The sequence below is a fragment of the Streptomyces sp. NBC_01268 genome, assembly GCF_036240795.1.
Lineage (GTDB): Bacteria > Actinomycetota > Actinomycetes > Streptomycetales > Streptomycetaceae > Streptomyces.
This window is the reverse complement of record NZ_CP108454.1, coordinates 5,949,188-5,966,296: the sequence shown is the minus strand read 5'-3', so window position 1 is coordinate 5,966,296 and position 17,109 is coordinate 5,949,188. Positions and strand designations below refer to the sequence as shown.

16 protein-coding genes and 5 tRNA genes are annotated in these 17,109 nt (G+C 71.2%); 5 read left to right on the top strand and 16 right to left on the bottom strand.

Annotated elements, in window-relative coordinates; all coding sequences use genetic code 11:
- The first annotated feature begins 4 nt into the window (after positions 1-4).
- A complete protein-coding gene (locus OG309_RS27010; RefSeq protein WP_329424565.1) occupies positions 5-487 on the top strand; it encodes a DUF3515 domain-containing protein in 483 nt (160 codons plus the stop codon).
- Between the two features lie 34 nt (positions 488-521).
- Here OG309_RS27010 and OG309_RS27005 read toward each other — a convergent pair whose 3' ends face one another.
- From OG309_RS27005 to OG309_RS26995, 3 genes are all read right to left on the bottom strand, one after another.
- Complete coding sequence (locus OG309_RS27005; RefSeq protein ID WP_329424564.1) at positions 522-1,661, bottom strand: D-alanine--D-alanine ligase family protein; 1,140 nt, start codon at positions 1,659-1,661, stop codon at positions 522-524.
- An 81-nt stretch (positions 1,662-1,742) separates the two neighbouring features.
- Positions 1,743-2,744 (bottom strand): NAD(P)H-dependent glycerol-3-phosphate dehydrogenase, encoded by a 1,002-nt coding sequence (locus OG309_RS27000; RefSeq protein ID WP_329424562.1) that lies wholly within the window; start codon positions 2,742-2,744, stop codon positions 1,743-1,745.
- A complete protein-coding gene (locus OG309_RS26995; protein ID WP_329424560.1) occupies positions 2,741-3,490 on the bottom strand; it encodes a lysophospholipid acyltransferase family protein in 750 nt (249 codons plus the stop codon). The genes OG309_RS27000 and OG309_RS26995 overlap by 4 nt, the downstream gene beginning before the upstream one ends.
- Positions 3,491-3,615: 125 nt before the next feature.
- On the opposite strand from OG309_RS26995, the gene cofC reads away from it, so the two are divergent.
- Together cofC and OG309_RS26985 are read left to right on the top strand one after the other, a co-directional pair.
- Positions 3,616-4,287 (top strand): 2-phospho-L-lactate guanylyltransferase, encoded by a 672-nt coding sequence (gene cofC, locus OG309_RS26990; RefSeq protein ID WP_329424558.1) that lies wholly within the window; start codon positions 3,616-3,618, stop codon positions 4,285-4,287.
- A 10-nt stretch (positions 4,288-4,297) separates the two neighbouring features.
- Positions 4,298-4,501 (top strand): hypothetical protein, encoded by a 204-nt coding sequence (locus OG309_RS26985; RefSeq protein ID WP_329424557.1) that lies wholly within the window; start codon positions 4,298-4,300, stop codon positions 4,499-4,501.
- A gap of 82 nt (positions 4,502-4,583) precedes the next feature.
- Here the strand turns inward: OG309_RS26985 and OG309_RS26980 are convergent, their stop codons facing one another.
- The 4 genes from OG309_RS26980 to leuC form a co-directional block, all read right to left on the bottom strand.
- Positions 4,584-5,270 (bottom strand): HU family DNA-binding protein, encoded by a 687-nt coding sequence (locus OG309_RS26980; protein ID WP_329424555.1) that lies wholly within the window; start codon positions 5,268-5,270, stop codon positions 4,584-4,586.
- Between the two features lie 142 nt (positions 5,271-5,412).
- Positions 5,413-5,640: a hypothetical protein gene (locus OG309_RS26975; protein WP_329424553.1), complete on the bottom strand. Its 228-nt coding sequence runs from the start codon at positions 5,638-5,640 to the stop codon at positions 5,413-5,415.
- 104 nt (positions 5,641-5,744) lie between these two features.
- Complete coding sequence (gene leuD, locus OG309_RS26970; RefSeq protein ID WP_329424552.1) at positions 5,745-6,338, bottom strand: 3-isopropylmalate dehydratase small subunit; 594 nt, start codon at positions 6,336-6,338, stop codon at positions 5,745-5,747.
- 6 nt (positions 6,339-6,344) lie between these two features.
- Positions 6,345-7,769 (bottom strand): 3-isopropylmalate dehydratase large subunit, encoded by a 1,425-nt coding sequence (gene leuC / locus OG309_RS26965; RefSeq protein ID WP_329424550.1) that lies wholly within the window; start codon positions 7,767-7,769, stop codon positions 6,345-6,347.
- 141 nt (positions 7,770-7,910) lie between these two features.
- On the opposite strand from leuC, the gene ndgR reads away from it, so the two are divergent.
- Positions 7,911-8,627: an IclR family transcriptional regulator NdgR gene (gene ndgR, locus OG309_RS26960; protein ID WP_189981172.1), complete on the top strand. Its 717-nt coding sequence runs from the start codon at positions 7,911-7,913 to the stop codon at positions 8,625-8,627.
- A gap of 154 nt (positions 8,628-8,781) precedes the next feature.
- Here ndgR and OG309_RS26955 read toward each other — a convergent pair.
- The 9 genes from OG309_RS26955 to OG309_RS26915 all read right to left on the bottom strand — a co-directional run bounded on the left by OG309_RS26955 (position 8,782) and on the right by OG309_RS26915 (position 12,794).
- Positions 8,782-8,854, bottom strand: a tRNA-Glu gene (locus tag OG309_RS26955).
- Positions 8,855-8,895: 41 nt separating this feature from the next.
- Positions 8,896-8,967, bottom strand: a tRNA-Gln gene (locus tag OG309_RS26950).
- A gap of 14 nt (positions 8,968-8,981) precedes the next feature.
- Positions 8,982-9,054, bottom strand: a tRNA-Glu gene (locus tag OG309_RS26945).
- 61 nt (positions 9,055-9,115) lie between these two features.
- Positions 9,116-9,188 (bottom strand) — tRNA-Glu (locus tag OG309_RS26940).
- A 41-nt stretch (positions 9,189-9,229) separates the two neighbouring features.
- A tRNA-Gln gene (locus OG309_RS26935) sits at positions 9,230-9,301 on the bottom strand.
- 95 nt (positions 9,302-9,396) lie between these two features.
- Positions 9,397-10,119 carry an HAD family hydrolase gene (locus tag OG309_RS26930; protein ID WP_329424546.1) on the bottom strand — a complete coding sequence of 241 codons (723 nt, stop codon included), beginning with the start codon at positions 10,117-10,119 and terminating at the stop codon, positions 9,397-9,399.
- A 124-nt stretch (positions 10,120-10,243) separates the two neighbouring features.
- Positions 10,244-11,716, bottom strand: coding sequence for a glutamate--tRNA ligase (gene gltX / locus OG309_RS26925; RefSeq protein WP_329424544.1), 1,473 nt, complete (start codon positions 11,714-11,716; stop codon positions 10,244-10,246).
- Positions 11,709-12,503 (bottom strand): fumarylacetoacetate hydrolase family protein, encoded by a 795-nt coding sequence (locus tag OG309_RS26920; protein ID WP_329424543.1) that lies wholly within the window; start codon positions 12,501-12,503, stop codon positions 11,709-11,711. Before OG309_RS26920 ends, gltX begins: the two co-directional genes overlap by 8 nt.
- A 102-nt stretch (positions 12,504-12,605) precedes the next feature.
- Positions 12,606-12,794: a hypothetical protein gene (locus OG309_RS26915; protein WP_329424541.1), complete on the bottom strand. Its 189-nt coding sequence runs from the start codon at positions 12,792-12,794 to the stop codon at positions 12,606-12,608.
- Positions 12,795-13,359: 565 nt separating this feature from the next.
- Here OG309_RS26915 and OG309_RS26910 point away from each other — a divergent pair.
- Positions 13,360-17,106 carry a sensor histidine kinase gene (locus tag OG309_RS26910; RefSeq protein WP_329424539.1) on the top strand — a complete coding sequence of 1,249 codons (3,747 nt, stop codon included), beginning with the start codon at positions 13,360-13,362 and terminating at the stop codon, positions 17,104-17,106.
- The last annotated feature ends 3 nt before the right edge of the window (positions 17,107-17,109 follow it).

The window sequence follows — 17,109 nt, the reverse complement described above, 5'->3', positions numbered from 1 at the left end:
GCCGGTGAAGTCTTCCCACCGGCCCTTCGGCCTGCCCGCTTCCGCCGCCGCGACCGTGCTGCTGCTGGCCGTCGCGGGCTGTTCCTCTCCGGGCGCGAAGGCGTCGGTCCCGGTCCCCGGTCCGGCGGCGGCCGAGGCCGCCGTCTGCCGGTCGCTCGCGAAGGAGCTGCCCGCCACCGTGGCGGGCCTGGAGCGCTCCGGCACCGAGCCGGACTCCGAGCTGACCGCCGCGTGGGGGGATGCCGCGATCGTACTGCGCTGCGGGGTCCCCCGACCCGAAAAGATGAACGATCCGCAGGCACAGGGGATCGACGCCGACGGCGTGAACTGGCTCTACGAGCGGCGGGAGGGCGACGGACCCCGCTTCACCACGACGTACCGCAAGGCGTACGTCGAGGTGACGCTGGACAAGCGGTACGCGCATGACGTCGGCCCGCTCGTGGATCTCGCCGCCCCCGTGAAGAAGGCCGTTCCCCCCAGCCTCTAGGCGTTCTCCGGGCCGCCCGCGGGCGGCCCGGGGCCTAGCGCAGGCCCGTGGAGCGGTTCAGCGCGGCCTGGATGAGCCGGTCGACGAGCTCCGGGTAGCCGACGCCGCTCTCCTGCCACATGCGCGGGTACATGGAGATGGGCGTGAAGCCGGGCATGGTGTTGATCTCGTTGATGACGAAGCCGCCGTCCTCGGTGAGGAAGAAGTCGGCGCGCACCAGGCCCTCGCAGGAGACGGCCTCGTAGGCCGCGACCGCCAGGCGCTGGATCTCGGCGGTGGCCTCGTCGCCGATCGGCGCGGGCACGATGCCGGAGGCCGAGTCGATGTACTTGGCCTCGAAGTCGTAGAAGTCGTGGTCGGTGACCGGCGGGATCTCCGCGGGCACGCTGGCGCGCGGGCCGTCCTCGAACTCCAGGACACCGCACTCGATCTCGCGGCCGCGGATCAGCGACTCCACGATGATCTTCGGGTCGTGGCGGCGGGCCTCCTCGACGGCCTCGTCGAGGCCGGAGAGGTCGTCGACCTTGGTGATGCCCATGGAGGAGCCGCCGCGGGCGGGCTTCACGAAGAGCGGCCAGCCGTGGTCGGCGGCGAACTCCACGATCTTCTTCCGGGCGGCGGCGGGGTTCTGCTCCCACTCGCGCGGCCGGATGACCTCGTACGGGCCGACCGGCAGGCCGAAGGAGACGAAGACCCGCTTCATGTACTCCTTGTCCTGGCCGACGGCGGAGGCGAGGACGCCCGCGCCGACGTACGGGACGCCGGAGAGCTCCAGCAGGCCCTGGAGGGTGCCGTCCTCGCCGTACGGGCCGTGCAGCATGGGGAAGACGACGTCGACCTCGCCGAGCGCCTGCGGGACGGAACCGGGCTCGTTGTAGACGACCTCGCGGCTGGCCGGGTCGACGGAGAGGACCACGCCGCCCGTCTCGGACTCGGCGAGGTCGGTCACGCTCGGCAGGGCGCGGTCGGTGATGGCCATCCGCTCCGGGGCGTCGGCGGTCAGCGCCCAGCGCCCGTCGGTGGTGATGCCGATGGGCAGCACCTCGTACTTGTCCCGGTCGATGGCGCTCAGGACGGCGCCGGCGGTGACGACGGAGATGGCGTGCTCCGAGCTGCGTCCGCCGAAGACGACGGCCACGCGCGGCTTGCGGGGGCTCTGGGTGTTCTCGCTCATATCGCGTTGAGGGTACCTTGCGACGTCCGAACTGCTGAGCGCCCCGCTGCCGTCGCGCGCGTCCGGGTCAAGCCCCGCGCGCTAGCGGCGTTCCGCCTTCGCGCTGCGGGACATCAGCTCCTTGAGGGCCACGACGGGCGGCTTGCCGTCGTGGACGATGGACACGACCGTCTCGGTGATGGGCATGTCGACGCCGTGCCGCCGGGCCAGATCGAGCACGGACTCGCAGGACTTGACGCCCTCGGCGGTCTGCTTGGTGGCCGCGATGGTCTCCTCCAGCGTCATCCCGCGGCCCAGGTTGGTGCCGAAGGTGTTGTTCCGGGAGAGCGGCGAGGAGCAGGTGGCGACCAGGTCGCCGAGGCCCGCGAGGCCGGAGAAGGTGAGCGGGTCGGCGCCCATGGCGAGGCCGAGGCGGGTGGTCTCGGCCAGCCCGCGGGTGATGAGGGTGGCCTTGGAGTTGTCGCCGAGGCCCATGCCGTTGGCGATGCCCACGGCGAGCCCGATGACGTTCTTGACCGCTCCGCCGAGCTCGCAGCCCACCACGTCGGTGTTGGTGTACGGGCGGAAGTACGGGGTCATGCAGGCCGCCTGGAACCGCTGGGCGACCGTCTCGTCGACGCAGGCGACGACGGCCGCGGCGGGCTGCCGGGCGGCGATCTCCTTGGCCAGGTTGGGTCCGGTGAGGACGGCCACGCGCTCGGCGGGGACCTCGGCGACCTCCTGGATGACCTCGCTCATCCGCTCGGCCGTCCCGAGTTCGACGCCCTTCATCAGGGAGACGAGGACGGTGTCGGGGGCGAGCAGCGGCTTCCAGGCGGCCAGGTTCTCGCGGAGTGTCTGCGAGGGCACGACGAGGACGGTGAAGTCGGCGCCGCGGGCGGCCTCGGCCGGATCGGCGGTGGCCGTGATGCCCTTGGGGAGTTCGACCCCGGGCAGGTAGTCGGGGTTGACCCCGGTGCTGTTGATGGTCTCGGCGAGGGCGGCACGGCGGCCCCACAGGCTCACCTCGCACCCCGCGTCGGCGAGCACCATCGCGAAGGCGGTGCCCCAGGATCCGTTGCCGAAGACGGCTGCCTTGGTCACTTCTTGCCTTCCCCCGCGGCCTTGCGCCGCTGCTCCAGCCGGGCCTTGCGGTGGTCGTACGGCTCGGCCGGCGCCGTCTCGCCCCGGACCTCCTCCAGGAGGCGGGTGATGGCCGCCATGATCTCCTCGGTGGCCTCGCGCAGCACGTCGGGCGTGGGCGCGAGGTCGTAGAAGCGGGAGAGGTCGACCGGCGGACCGGCCTGCACGATCAGGGTCTTGCGCGGCCACAGCCGCAGCTTGTCCTCCTTGGCGTACGGCGGCATCGCGAGGTTGGCGCCCCACTGGGCGACCGGGACGACCGGGACCTTGGTGAGCAGCGCGACGCGGGCGGCGCCGGTCTTGCCGGCCATGGGCCACATGTCGGGGTCGCGGGTGAGGGTGCCCTCGGGGTAGAAGGCGACGCACTCGCCGCGCTCGATGGCGTCGACGGCGGCCCGGAAGGCGTCCAGGGCGTTGGTGGTCTCGCGGTAGACCGGGATCTGTCCGGTGCCGGTCAGCATGGTGCCGACGAAGCCCTTGAAGAGGCCCGCCTTGGCGAGGAAGCGGGGCACCCGGCCGGTGTTGTACTGGTAGTGCGCGTACGACAGCGGGTCCAGGTACGAGTTGTGGTTGACCGCGGTGATGAATCCGCCGTCGGCCGGAATGTGTTCCGTCCCGCGCCAGTCCCGCTTGAACAGCACCACCAGTGGGGGTTTGGCGATGACCGCCGCCAGGCGGTACCAGAAGCCGATTCTGCGGCGGGGCACTCGTACACCTTTCTCCGGGACTTGTTCGCAGGGGGTCAAGTGTCACTCCCCGCTCCTGGTCTGTCGAGGACACGGTACGCCCCGGGGCTCGGCGGGTTCGCGCGGGCGGGACAGAATGGGGCCCGATGAGGAACTCCGCCGCCGGCGACGCCGGCCACACCTCCGCCGACGGCTGGTCCCTGGTCGTGCCCCTGAAGCCGCTGGCGCGCGCCAAGAGCAGGCTGGCCCCGGCCGCGGCGGGGGCTCTGCGCCCCCGGCTGGCCCTGGCGTTCGCCGAGGACACCGTGGCGGCGGCGCTGGCCTGCGCGGCGGTCCGGGATGTGGTGGTCGTCACGGACGACCGGGAGGCCGGGGCCGCGCTGGCGGCGCTCGGGGCGCGGATCCTGGCCGACGTTCCGGGCGGTGGGCTCAACGGGGCGCTCGCGCACGGGGCCCGGGCGGTGCGGGCGGCGCGGGCGGGTGCGGCGGTGGCGGCGCTGAACGCCGATCTGCCGGCGCTGCGGTCCGCGGAGCTGGCCCGGGTCCTGGAGGCGGCCGGGCAATTTCCCCGGGCTTTTCTCGCGGATGCCGCCGAAATAGGTACGACATTCCTCTCGGCGAGCTCCGGTACGGAATTGGAACCGGCATTCGGAGGAGCTTCGCGGCGGCGGCATTTGTCCACGGGGGCGGTGGAAATCCGGCTCGACGGGGTGGATTCCGTCCGCCGGGACGTGGACACCGGGGAGGATCTGGCGGCGGCGCTGGCCCTGGGCGTGGGGCCGCGGACGGCGGCCCGGTGGGTGGGCGCGGCCGGATAGGCTGCGGTCCATGCAGGCGACCGCGTACACGTACGATCCCGAGACCCGCAGCGGCAGTGTGCTGCTCGACGACGGCACCCCGGTGGAGTTCGGGGCCGAGGCCTTCGAGGCGGGCGGGCTGCGACTGCTCCGCCCGGGGCAGCGGGTGCGGATCGAGACGGCGGGCGAGGGCGATGCCCGGCGGATCACGCTGGTGACGCTGCAGACCTTCTGACCGGGGCTTCGCGCCGTCCGGACGCGCCGCGGGCCGGGCTCCCTCTCGGGGAGCCCGGCCCGGCGTGTGAGCGTCTGCCGCCTTACTTCTTCGCGGCGGCCTTCTTCGCGGTGGTCTTGCGCGCCGTCGTCTTCTTGGCGGGCGCCTTCTTCGCGGTGGCCTTCTTCGCCGGCGCGGTCTTCTTGGCGACGGTCTTCTTGGCCGCGGCCGTCGTCTTCTTCGCCGGGGTCGCCTTCTTCGCGGCCGCGGTCGTCTTCTTCGCGACCGTGGTGGTGGCCTTCTTGGCCGCCGCCGTGGTGGTCTTCTTCGCGGCCGCGGTGGTCTTCTTCGCGGCGGCCGTCGTCTTCTTCGCCGGGGTCGCCTTCTTCGCGGCGGCCTTCTTGGCGGTGGTGGCCTTCTTGGCCGCGGCCTTCTTCACGGTCGCGGAGGCGGCACCGGTCAGGCTGCCCTTGGGGGCCTTCTTGACGGAGACCTCGCCACCCTTGGGGAGCTTCTTCGAGCCGCTGACCAGGTCCTTGAAGCCCTGACCCGCACGGAAGCGAGGAACGGAGGTCTTCTTGACCCGCACGCGCTCACCCGTCTGCGGGTTGCGGGCGTAGCGGGCCGGACGGTCGACCTTCTCGAACGAGCCGAAGCCGGTGACCGAGACCCGGTCCCCGCTGACCACGGCACGCACGATGGCGTCCAGCACGTGGTCGACGGCGTCGGCGGCCTGCTGGCGGCCGCCCATCTTGTCGGCAATCGCTTCTACGAGCTGCGCCTTGTTCACGTCTTCCCCTTCGGAGACATTGCCGGAACGAAAGTGTTCAAGCTATTTCGCACGTTAGGCATGTATATACCGCAAATCAAACACGAAACGGGCTAATCACCCTACTGCCGCAACGCGGAAGCACGTTGCGGAGTTCCTGGTGTCAGTCGTCTTCAGGGAATCGGCCCTCGTCGAGGTCCTTCATCAACCGGTCCAGACGCGTTGCCGCGTCCGGGAGATCGTGCTTCGCCGCGGCCGTGATGACCAGCAGCTTCCGGGACAGCGCCATCCTTACGCCCTCCGGGACTTGCAGTGAGCGCACTCTTGTGTGCGCTTCCTTCAATCGGGCGGCGACTGACTCGTAGAGCTCGAGTTGGCTGTCGCGTTCCATGCACCGATTGTGCCATCTAGGGCGAGTTGTCGCCCGACGGGGTCCCAACAAGCGACTGCGCCCCCCACCGGGCGGTGGGGGGCGCAGTCCTGGAAAAGCGCTGCTCAGGCCGTAATTGTACGGGGCTTGAAGGCCGGTCGGGAGGCCTCGTAGGCGGCGATGTCCGCTTCGTTCTGAAGGGTGAGGCTGATGTCGTCCAGCCCGTTCAGCAGACGCCAGCGGGCGTTCTCGTCGAGCTCGAAGTCGGCGTCGATCCCCGGAGCGAGGACCTTGCGGGCCTCCAGGTCGACGGTGACCTCGACGGTCGGGTCGGCCTCGGTCAACTCCCACAGCGCGTCGACGGTCTCCTGCGGGAGGACGACGGTCAGCAGGCCGTTCTTCAGCGAGTTGCCGCGGAAGATGTCCGCGAAGCGGGCGGAGATGACGGCCTGGAAGCCGTAGTTCTGCAGCGCCCAGACGGCGTGCTCACGGGAGGAGCCGGTGCCGAAGTCGGGGCCGGCGACCAGGACCGTGGCGCCCTGCCGCTCGGGGCGGTTGAGGACGAACTCGGAGTCCTTGCGCCAGGCCTCGAACAGGCCGTCCTCGAAGCCGTCCCGGGTGACCTTCTTGAGCCAGTGCGCCGGGATGATCTGGTCGGTGTCGACGTTGCTGCGGCGCAGCGGGACGGCGCGGCCGGTGTGGGTGGTGAATGCTTCCATGGTTCCTCAGACCCCCGCGGTGGTGGCGACGTCGGACAGATCGGCCGGGGAGGCCAGGTGGCCCAGGACGGCGGTGGCGGCGGCGACCTGGGGGGAGACCAGGTGGGTGCGCCCGCCCTTGCCCTGCCGGCCCTCGAAGTTGCGGTTGGAGGTGGACGCGGAGCGCTCACCGGGGGCCAGTTGGTCGGGGTTCATGCCCAGGCACATCGAGCAGCCCGCGTGCCGCCATTCGGCGCCGGCCTCCTTGAAGACCTTGTCCAGGCCCTCCTCGACGGCCTGCAGGGCGACCCGGACCGAGCCGGGGACGACCAGCATGCGGACGCCGTCGGCGACCTTGCGGCCCTCCAGCAGGGAGGCCGCGTTGCGCAGGTCCTCGATGCGCCCGTTGGTGCAGGAGCCTACGAAGACGGTGTCGACCTTGATGTCACGCAGCGGCTGTCCGGCGGTCAACCCCATGTACTCCAGGGCCTTTTCGGCGGCCAGGCGCTCCGAAGCGTCTTCGTACGAAGCGGGGTCGGGGACGTTCGCCGAAAGCGGCGCGCCCTGGCCCGGGTTGGTGCCCCAGGTCACGAAGGGGGCCAGGTCGGCGGCGTCGATGACGACCTCGGCGTCGAAGACCGCGTCCTCGTCCGACTTCAGCGTCTTCCAGTACGCGACGGCGGCGTCCCAGTCCTCGCCCTCGGGGGCGTGGGCACGGCCCCGGAGGTAGGCGAAGGTGGTCTCGTCGGGGGCGATCATGCCCGCGCGGGCACCGGCCTCGATGGACATGTTGCAGATGGTCATCCGGGCTTCCATCGAGAGCTTCTCGATGGCGGAGCCGCGGTACTCCAGGATGTAGCCCTGGCCGCCGCCGGTGCCGATCTTCGCGATGATCGCCAGGATCAGGTCCTTGGCGGTGACGTCCTCGGGCAGGTCCCCGTCGACCGTGATGGCCATCGTCTTGGGGCGGGCCAGCGGCAGCGTCTGGGTGGCCAGCACGTGCTCGACCTGGCTGGTGCCGATGCCGAAGGCCAGCGCGCCGAAGGCGCCGTGCGTGGAGGTGTGCGAGTCGCCGCAGACCACGGTGGTGCCCGGCTGGGTCAGACCCAGCTGCGGTCCCACGACGTGGACGACGCCCTGCTCGACGTCGCCCAGCGGGTGCAGCCGCACGCCGAACTCGGCGCAGTTCTTCCGCAGGGTCTCCAGCTGGGCGCGGGAGACCGGGTCGGCGATCGGCTTGTCGATGTCGAGGGTGGGGGTGTTGTGGTCCTCGGTCGCGATGGTGAGGTCGAGGCGCCGCACCTGCCGGCCGTTCTGCCGGAGCCCGTCGAAGGCCTGCGGGCTGGTCACCTCGTGCAGCAGGTGCAGATCGATGAAGAGGAGGTCGGGCTCGCCTTCGGCGCGCCGGACGACGTGGTCGTCCCAGACCTTCTCCGCGAGTGTCCTACCCATCGCTTTCCCTCCGGCCGGCGGCTTGCGCCGGCACCACTAGAGACCCGTTTGGCGGGCCGTTGTGCGGCCGCCCCACCAGAGTGACAAGTTCCTCGGAAAATTGAACTTGCGTTTCACAGAGTGAGACGCGAATATCGTTGCATGGACAACTCTAGCGGCGTAGGCGTTCTCGACAAGGCAGCCCTTGTCCTGGGCGCCCTGGAGTCCGGTCCGGCCACCCTCGCAGGTCTGGTCGCGGCGACGGGACTCGCACGACCCACGGCACACCGACTCGCCGTGGCTTTGGAACACCACCGGATGGTGGCCCGCGACATGCAGGGCCGGTTCATCCTCGGACCGCGGCTGGCGGAGCTCGCCGCCGCGGCCGGTGAGGACCGTCTCCTCGCGACGGCCGGGCCGGTGCTCACGCACCTGCGCGACGTCACCGGCGAGAGCGCCCAGCTCTACCGGCGCCAGGGCGACATGCGCATCTGCGTGGCGGCGGCCGAGCGGCTGTCCGGACTTCGGGACACCGTCCCGGTCGGCTCCACGCTGACCATGAAGGCCGGCTCGTCCGCGCAGATCCTGATGGCCTGGGAGGAGCCCGAGCGGCTGCACCGCGGCCTGCAGGGCGCCCGCTTCACGGCGACGGCCCTGTCGGGCGTGCGGCGTCGCGGCTGGGCCCAGTCGATCGGCGAGCGGGAGCCGGGCGTCGCGTCCGTCTCGGCGCCCGTCCGCGGCCCGTCGAACCGCGTGGTGGCCGCCGTGTCGGTCTCCGGTCCGATCGAGCGCCTGACCCGGCACCCGGGCCGGATGCACGCCCAGGCGGTCATCGACGCGGCCGCGCGCCTCTCCGAGGCGCTGCGCCGCAACGGCTGACCCGTCCCGCCGCCCCTCTCTCCCTCTTCATCTGTTCGTCACCGGCCCACCGCTCCAACGCCGCAGCGGTGGGCCGGAGTTGTGTCCGCGTGGTGCCCTCGGCCAGGGAACGACGAAGAAGCCCTCCCCCGAAGGGAAGGGCTTCCTCGCTTTGTACCCCCGACCGGATTCGAACCGGCGCTACCGCCTTGAGAGGGCGGCGTGCTAGGCCGCTACACAACGGGGGCCTTTGCGGATCAAGTCCGCGGGTGCAGATGAGCTCTGCGAGCTGGCCTACCTGGACTCGAACCAAGAATGACGGTACCAGAAACCGTAGTGTTGCCAATTACACCATAGGCCATGGTGGTTACACCGTACCCCCGACCGGATTCGAACCGGCGCTACCGCCTTGAGAGGGCGGCGTGCTAGGCCGCTACACAACGGGGGCCCTAGCGATCCTGCATCGAGTTCACCGGGAGCTACCCAAGTGATCCCGCGGGAAGGATCTGTACCCCCGACCGGATTCGAACCGGCGCTACCGCCTTGAGAGGGCGGCGTGCTAGGCCGCTACACAACGGGGGCTTTGTGGATGCCATCCACGGTTTGCAGATGAGCTCTGCGAGCTGGCCTACCTGGACTCGAACCAAGACTAACTGAACCAGAATCAGTCGTGCTGCCAATTACACCATAGGCCACCGGGGCGCGATCCCTCCGAGGGGGGATCTTGCTCGGCTTGCGCTTCCGGGGCTTTCCGGCCTTTCGGCCCGTTTCCCTCGGCGCAGGAAGAACATTACCCGAAGGTGGACGGTGCTCCAAAACGCGTATCCCCACCCAGGACGCGGGAGAGCTGGTGGAGGTCGGTGATGCGGGTCAGCTCGGGTCTCCCGCCGGCGTCCGCGCGGTCCAGCCAGATGCCCCGCAGCCCCGCCTCGACCGCGCCCCGGGCGTCGATGTCGGGCTGGTCCCCGACGTACGCGACCTGTCCCGGCGGCAGGCCGAGGGCCGTGCACGCGGCGTGGAAGGCCTCGGCGGCCGGCTTGGCGACACCGAGCTCCGCGGCGCACAGGACGGCCTCGAAACGGTGGCGCACGCCCAGCAGGCGCAGCTTGCGCTCCTGGTTGTGGATGCTGGAGTTCGACAGGACCGCCTGCCGGTACTCCCCCGCGAGCAGGTCGAGCACGGGCAGGGCGTCCGGGAAGAGTCCCCAGGCGGCCTCGTAGTGGGCCACGTACCGCTCGAACCAGGCGTCGGCCTCGGCGGAGCTCAGACCCGGCAGCGCGAGGAAGTCCCGGACCCGGTCGCGGCGCTGGTCGAGGAAGTCCACCCCGCCGGCCTCGAAGCGGCGCCAGTGGAGCTCCGTGAGCTCCTTCCAACGCCCGAGGGCCTGGTCGACGGAGTCGTATCCGCCGGCCAGGCCCTCGGCCGCGAGGTGCGCGCTCATGCCGTCGTGGTCGGCGCGGGCGTAGTCGAAGAGGGTGTCGTCGATGTCCCAGAGGACCGCGCGGATGCCCATAGGGACGACCGTACCGCCGGCGGGCCGCCGGACGGCGGGGTTCGGCTCCCCCGGTGCGGCAACGCCGCGGGGGCGGCGGCCGGAGGGGATCCGGGCGCCGCCCCCGTGGGCGTGCGGAAGGGTGTCAGCCGGCCAGCTTCGCCAGGGCGGCGTCGACGCGGGCGAGGGTCTTGTCCTTGCCCAGGATCTGCAGCGACTCGAAGAGCGGCAGGCCGACCGTGCGGCCGGTGACGGCGACGCGGACCGGGGCCTGCGCCTTGCCCAGCTTGAGGCCGTGCGCCTCGCCGGCGGTCAGGACGGCGTTCTTGAGGGACTCGGGGTCGCTCCAGTCGGCCGCGTCCAGCTTCTCGCGGGCGGTCACGAGGAGGGCGTCGGAGCCCTCCTTCATGGCCTTGGCCCAGCTGGCCTCGTCGAGGACCGGCTCCTTGAGGAAGAGGAAGTCGACGTTGGCCGTGATGTCCGACAGGACGGTCACCCGGGTCTGGGCGTACGGCGCGATGGCCTCCCAGGCGGTCCGGTCGAAGTCCTCGGGGGCCCAGTTGGCGTGCGGGGCCGCCAGCCAGGGCTCGCAGGCCTCGGCGAAGTCCTTCACGTCGAGCATGCGGATGTGGTCCGCGTTGATCGACTCGGCCTTCTTCAGGTCGAAGCGGGCCGGGTTCGCGTTGACGTCCGCGATGTCGAACTTCTCGACCATGTCCTCGATCGAGAAGACGTCCTGGTCGGCCGAGAAGGACCAGCCGAGGAGCGACAGGTAGTTCAGCAGGCCCTCCGGGAGGAAGCCGCGCTCCCGGTAGAGGTTGAGGGAGGCCTGCGGGTCGCGCTTGGAGAGCTTCTTGTTGCCCTCGCCCATGACGTACGGCAGGTGACCGAAGGCGGGGATCTCCTTGGCGACGCCCAGCTCGATCAGCGCCTTGTAGAGCGCGATCTGGCGCGGGGTGGAGGAGAGCAGGTCCTCGCCGCGCAGGACGTGGGTGATCTCCATCAGGGCGTCGTCGACCGGGTTGACCAGCGTGTACAGCGGGGCGCCGTTGGCGCGCACGATGCCGTAGTCGGTGACGTTCTCCGCCTGGACGGTGATCTCGCCGCGGACCAGGTCCGTGAACGTGGTCGCCTCGTCCGGCATCCGGAAGCGGACGATGTGGCTGCGGCCCTCGGCCTCGTAGGCCTGCTTCTGCTCGGCGGTCAGGTCGCGGCAGTGACCGTCGTAGCCGGAGGGGCGGCCGGCCGCGCGGGCGGCCTCGCGGCGCTCGTCGAGCTCCTCGGCCGTGCAGTAGCAGTCGTACGCGTAGCCGCCGGCGATCAGCCGCTCGGCGACGTCGCGGTAGACGTCCATGCGCTGGGACTGGCGGTACGGGGCGTGCGGGCCGCCGATCTCCGGGCCCTCGTCCCAGGTGAAGCCGAGCCAGCGCATCGAGTCGAGCAGCTGCTGGTACGACTCCTCGGAGTCGCGCGCGGCGTCGGTGTCCTCGATGCGGAAGACGAACGTGCCCTGGTTGTGCCGGGCGAAGGCCCAGTTGAAGAGGGCGGTGCGGACCAGGCCCACGTGGGGGTTGCCGGTCGGGGAGGGACAGAAACGGACGCGGATCGCGTTAGCCACGCTTGATCACCTTGTTGGTGAGAGTGCCGATGCCTTCGATGGTGACGGCGACCTCGTCGCCGACGTTGAGGGGGCCGACCCCGGCGGGAGTGCCGGTGAGGATGACGTCGCCCGGGAGCAGCGTCATGGCCTCGGTGATGTGGACGACCAGGTCCTCGATGGAGCGGATCATGTCGCTCGTGCGGCCGAGCTGGCGCTGTTCGCCGTTGACGGTGGCCTGGACGGTCAGGTCGCCGGCGGCGGCCGGGGTCAGGTCGGTCTCCACCCAGGGGCCCAGCGGGCAGGAGGTGTCGAAGCCCTTGGCGCGGGCCCACTGGGCCTCGCGCTTCTGGACGTCGCGGGCGGTGACGTCGTTGGCGCAGGTGTAGCCGAAGATGACGTCCTTGACGCGCTCGCGGGGAACCTCGCGGCACATGCGGCCGATGACCACGGCCAGTTCGGCCTCGTGGTGCAGCTCGTCGGAGAAGGAGGGGTACTCGATGGCGTCACCGGGGCCGATGACCGAGGTGGTGGGCTTGAAGAAGGTCACCGGAACCTCGGGGACCTCGTTGCCGAGCTCCTTGGCGTGCTCCGCGTAGTTGCGGCCGATGGCCACGACCTTGTTGGGGAGCACGGGCGGCAGCAGCCGCACCTTGCTGAGCGGGACCTTGGTGCCGCTCAGCTCGAAGTCGGTGTACGGGATGCCCTTGATGATGTCGAGGACCAGGCCGCCGGACTCGACGGTCCCTTCGCCCTCGACCGCGCCGAAGGCGACGTTGCCGTCGATGGAGAATCTGGCGATGCGCACGAGTGCTGTCGCCCCTCACTTGCTACTGGCTGGAGTCTGACGCTCCAGGCTAACGCGGCGAGGGGGCGCACCCTGCGGGTTTCCCGCCGGGCCGGCCGGTGACTAGCGCTCCGGGCGGTACGGCTCCGGGGCGGTCATCAGGATGGTGCGGCGCGGGTTGGCCGTCTGACCCGGGAGCTGGACGGCGTACTCGGGCTGGGCGCCGCGGCCGAGCTCGGCGGCGTCCTCGAGGTGGGCGAGGGTGGCGCGGCGGGGGTTGGCCGTGGTGCGGAGTACGGGCGTCGTGTTCATCGCGGTGTCGGACCCTTGTCTGGGGAGTGGCGGGGTGGAGCACCCATTTTGTAAAGCGTCAGGCTAAACATGCAATTCCCTGCGAATGCCTGGTGGATCCAACGAACTACGTGTGAGTTTGCTCACCACTACGGGAGCAAAAGGTGCATTACGCACCGCCACACGTCGTCACCGAAACGGACATTCCGCCATTGAATGATCCATTCCGCTCCTGATCATGGCGACTGGGACACCCCGTCCACCTCACCCCTTCGCTGCGATACGCCCGATTCCTCCCCGATCATCTTCTACGTGGGGTGACACGTCGTTCACACGTTGTCATCCCCTTCGCGCCACGCCCCACAGCCCTTGTTGGAGATCCGGCACTGTGCTGGAATTCCGGCACCGCCACGGGTTTTCAAGCCGGCGCGCAGGAGGGCGCAACGCAGCGCCGGCCGAGTGGCGGGAAAGGGGGATCTGCGCCGGTCACCGACGACCACCACTGGGGCGCGCCTGCGCCCCACGAAGCCGACACCGTCCTCTCCGTTCACCCGGAAGGACGCCTGGTCCAGAGGTTGCGACGCTAGTGCAGGGACGTTTCAAGAGGGATGGCACGGGCTCTTCCCAGGCCCGGCAGGGCCGAGGGGAAGCTCCGGCGGAGCAGGAGCCGCGTGCCGGAGCCCAGCACGGCTCCACCGCCCCGCACTCCCCGAACCCGGGACAGGGCGAGAGCGACACCGCCGCGCGCGGTGCCGCCGATCCGTCCGCCGAGCAGACCGTGCTGCCCAAGGCGGGCACGGAGAACGAGGTCGGGCCCCGAATAGCCCTGCGCAACTGGCGCATCTCCACCCGCCTGGTGGCGCTGCTGACCCTCCCCGTGGTCGCGGCCACCAGCCTCGGCGGCATCCGTATCAGCGAGTCCCTCGAGGACATGCAGCAGCTCGACCACATGCAGCTGCTCACCAAGCTGACCAAGGAGGCCACCGACTTCGCGCAGGCCCTGCAGGCCGAGCGCGACCTGTCGGCGGGTCCGCTGGCCAACGGCAAGTCCGTCAGCGACTACCAGATCTCCAACCCGCGCAAGGCGACCGACCGCGCGTACAAGGCGTTCCTCGACGCGACCAACGACATCCCGGCCACCGAGGACGACGAGTCGCTGCGCAGCATCCGGCAGAACGTCAGCCAGATCGCCTCGCAGGTCAGCCAGCTCGGTGCGATCCGTACCTCCGCGTACGAGAAGAACATCGCCCACTCGGTGACGGTCGAGGCCTACAGCCGCCTCATCCGCTCGCTGCTCAGCCTGTCCCAGGACATGGCGCAGGCGACCAGCAACCCGGAGATGATCAAGCGGACCCGTGCGCTCGCCGCGTTCTCGTCCGCCAAGGAGTACGCCTCCATCCAGCAGGCGATCATCGCCGCCGCGCTGCCCTCCAGCGACAGCAAGTCCGGCAGCCTCCAGCTCGGCGACCGCCTCTACGGCGAAGCCGCCCTCAACAGTGAGGGCGTCGAGCTCAAGACCTTCCAGTCGATCTACGAGTCGACCGGCGGGAACGCGGACGAGCTGACCGGCTCCCTGACCAGCGGCAACCCGTCCATCGAGGCGGCCGACAAGTACACCGAGCGGGTGCTTCAGTCGGACCGCGGGATGTCCGACCGCGTCAAGCGCGGTCACCTGAACTTCACCGACGAGTACGGCACGAAGATCCAGGCCATGAACACCATCGAGGCCACGCTGCTGGGCGAGATGGAGAGCAAGGCCCGTGAGCTGCGCCAGGAGTCGCAGCGCGACGCCATCATCAACGGTGCGCTGATCCTCCTCGTCCTCGGCGTCTCCCTCGTCGGCGCCTTCGTCGTGGCCCGGTCCATGATCCGCTCGCTGCGCCGGCTCCAGGACACCGCGACCAAGGTCGCCCAGGAACGCCTGCCCGAGCTGGTCAAGCAGCTCTCCGAGTCGGACCCGCAGGACGTCGACACCTCCGTCGAGTCCGTCGGTGTGCACTCCCGGGACGAGATCGGCCAGGTGGCCGCGGCCTTCGACGACGTGCACCGCGAGGCAGTCCGCCTCGCCGCCGAGCAGGCCCTCCTCCGGGGCAACGTCAACGCGATGTTCACCAACCTCTCGCGCCGTTCCCAGGGCCTCATCCAGCGTCAGCTCTCGCTCATCTCCGAGCTGGAGTCCCGCGAGGCCGACCCGGACCAGCTGTCCTCGCTCTTCAAGCTGGACCACCTCGCGACCCGTATGCGCCGGAACGGCGAGAACCTCCTCGTCCTCGCCGGCGAGGAGCCGGGGCGTCGCTGGACCCGCCCGGTCCCGCTCGTCGACGTCCTGCGCGCCGCCGCGTCCGAGGTGGAGCAGTACGAGCGCATCGAACTGGCCTCGGTCCCCGCGACCGAGGTCGCCGGCCGGGTCGTCAACGACCTCGTGCACCTCCTCGCCGAGCTGCTGGAGAACGCCACCTCGTTCTCCTCCCCGCAGACCAAGGTCAAGGTCACCGGTCACGCCCTGCCCGACGGCCGGGTGCTCGTCGAGATCCACGACACCGGCATCGGCCTCTCCCCCGAGGACCTCGCCGCGATCAACGAGCGGCTCGCCTCGCCGCCCACCGTGGACGTCTCGGTCTCCCGCCGCATGGGTCTGTTCGTGGTCGGCCGCCTGTCCCTGCGACACGGCATCCGGATCCAGCTGCGCCCGTCCGACTCGGGCGGCACCACCGCGCTCGTCATGCTCCCGGTCGACGTCGCCCACGGCGGCAAGAAGCCCGCGCCGAAGCCCGGCCCCGGCGGCCAGGGCGCCATGCCGCAGGGCCAGTCCGCCCCCGGCGGTCTGCTGACCGGCGGTCCCGGCGCGGCCGGTGGCCCCGGTGCCCCCGGCGGTCGTCCGGGCGGTGCCCCGGGCGCTCCCGGCGGGCGGCTCAACGCCGGAGCCGGACCGCGCACCGCGCTGCCCGGCCGGGACGGCGCCCAGCGCCCCAACGGTCCGCAGGGCCAGGGCGGTCCGCAGGGTCCGAACCTGTTCCAGGAGCGCAGCCCGCTGCCCGCGCAGGCGCAGGGCCCGCAGACGGCGCAGCTGCCCCAGGTCCCGCAGGAGCCGCAGCGGCCCGAGCCGCAGCAGCGTCCGGGCCAGGGCGCCCCCGGCGGTTTCGTCGGCGGCGCGCAGAGCGCGATCCCGTCCCGTACGGACGTCTGGGGCGGCCAGCCGACCGGCCAGGCTCCCCAGCAGCAGGCTCCGCAGGAGCCCCAGCCGGGACAGAACGGCTTCCCGCGCGCCGAGCTGCCGGGCGGCAACCCGCAGCCGCAGCGCCCGCAGACCACCAGCTGGGGCAACGACCCGGCGCAGCCGGTCCGCAGGCCGCAGCAGGACATGACGCCGCTCGACGCGCCGCGCGGTCACGAGGAGCCGGAGAACACGGGCCGCTACGCGCAGCCCGGCGCCCCGCAGGGCCCCGGCTCCACGGGCCAGTTCCCGCGCCCCGACTTCGGTGCCCCGCAGCCGCAGGCCCCGCAGCACCAGGTGCCGCAGGGCTACCAGGGCGGTGCCCAGGACCCGGCGTCCACCGCGCAGTTCCCGCGCCCCGACTTCGGTGCCCCGCAGCAGCAGGCCCCCCAGGGCCGGCCGCAGCAGCAGGCGTACGGCCAGCAGCCGTTCGTCCCGCAGGCCCAGGCCCCGCAGCAGGTCCCGCCGGGCCGGCACCAGCAGCAGGCCCCGCAGGCCCCGGCCCCGCACCGGCAGCCGCAGGACCAGCAGCAGGGCCGGCCCCAGCAGCCGCAGCTCCAGCAGCCGCGCCAGCCGGAGGCCCTGCCGCCGGCGCCGAGCTCCGGTGACGGGCGTACCCCGCTGTACGACACGCTGGAGACCAACTGGTTCCGCCAGGAGCAGGGCCAGGTCCCGGGCCAGCCGCAGGGTCAGGCACCGGGCCAGGCGCCCGCGCAGCCCCTGCAGCAGGCCCCGGCCGTACCCCAGCAGCCCGTCACCGCGGCCCCGCAGCAGCAGGGTCCGCAGCCGACGCAGCAGCAGGCACAGCAGCAGCGCGGCGGCGGTGCGTGGCGCACCTCGCCCAACGACGAACTGGTGCGCCAGGCCGAGCGGGTGCGCAAGCCCGCGGCCGGCGGTGTCACCGATTCCGGGCTGCCGCGGCGGGTGCCGCGTGCCAACCTCGTGCCCGGGACCGCCCAGGAGCAGGCCCAGTCGGCCGGCCCCCAGGTCTCCCGTGCACCCGACGACGTCCGCGGCCGGCTCACGAATCTGCGCCGCGGTATCCAGCAGGGCCGACAGGCAGGCAACTCGACCACGGGTTCCCACCACGTCGGTCCGACCCACCAGCAGGAGCGTTAGTTG

What these genes read in the sequence shown, in the direction of transcription:
- OG309_RS27005 (WP_329424564.1), bottom strand. Translation starts at nt 1,661, where the DNA reads ATGAGCGAGAACACCCAGAGCCCCCGCAAGCCGCGCGTGGCCGTCGTC.
- cofC (WP_329424558.1), top strand. Translation starts at nt 3,616, where the DNA reads ATGAGGAACTCCGCCGCCGGCGACGCCGGCCACACCTCCGCCGACGGC.
- OG309_RS26985 (WP_329424557.1), top strand. Translation starts at nt 4,298, where the DNA reads ATGCAGGCGACCGCGTACACGTACGATCCCGAGACCCGCAGCGGCAGT.
- OG309_RS26975 (WP_329424553.1), bottom strand. Translation starts at nt 5,640, where the DNA reads ATGGAACGCGACAGCCAACTCGAGCTCTACGAGTCAGTCGCCGCCCGA.
- leuD (WP_329424552.1), bottom strand. Translation starts at nt 6,338, where the DNA reads ATGGAAGCATTCACCACCCACACCGGCCGCGCCGTCCCGCTGCGCCGC.
- leuC (WP_329424550.1), bottom strand. Translation starts at nt 7,769, where the DNA reads ATGGGTAGGACACTCGCGGAGAAGGTCTGGGACGACCACGTCGTCCGG.
- ndgR (WP_189981172.1), top strand. Translation starts at nt 7,911, where the DNA reads ATGGACAACTCTAGCGGCGTAGGCGTTCTCGACAAGGCAGCCCTTGTC.
- OG309_RS26930 (WP_329424546.1), bottom strand. Translation starts at nt 10,119, where the DNA reads ATGGGCATCCGCGCGGTCCTCTGGGACATCGACGACACCCTCTTCGAC.
- OG309_RS26915 (WP_329424541.1), bottom strand. Translation starts at nt 12,794, where the DNA reads ATGAACACGACGCCCGTACTCCGCACCACGGCCAACCCCCGCCGCGCC.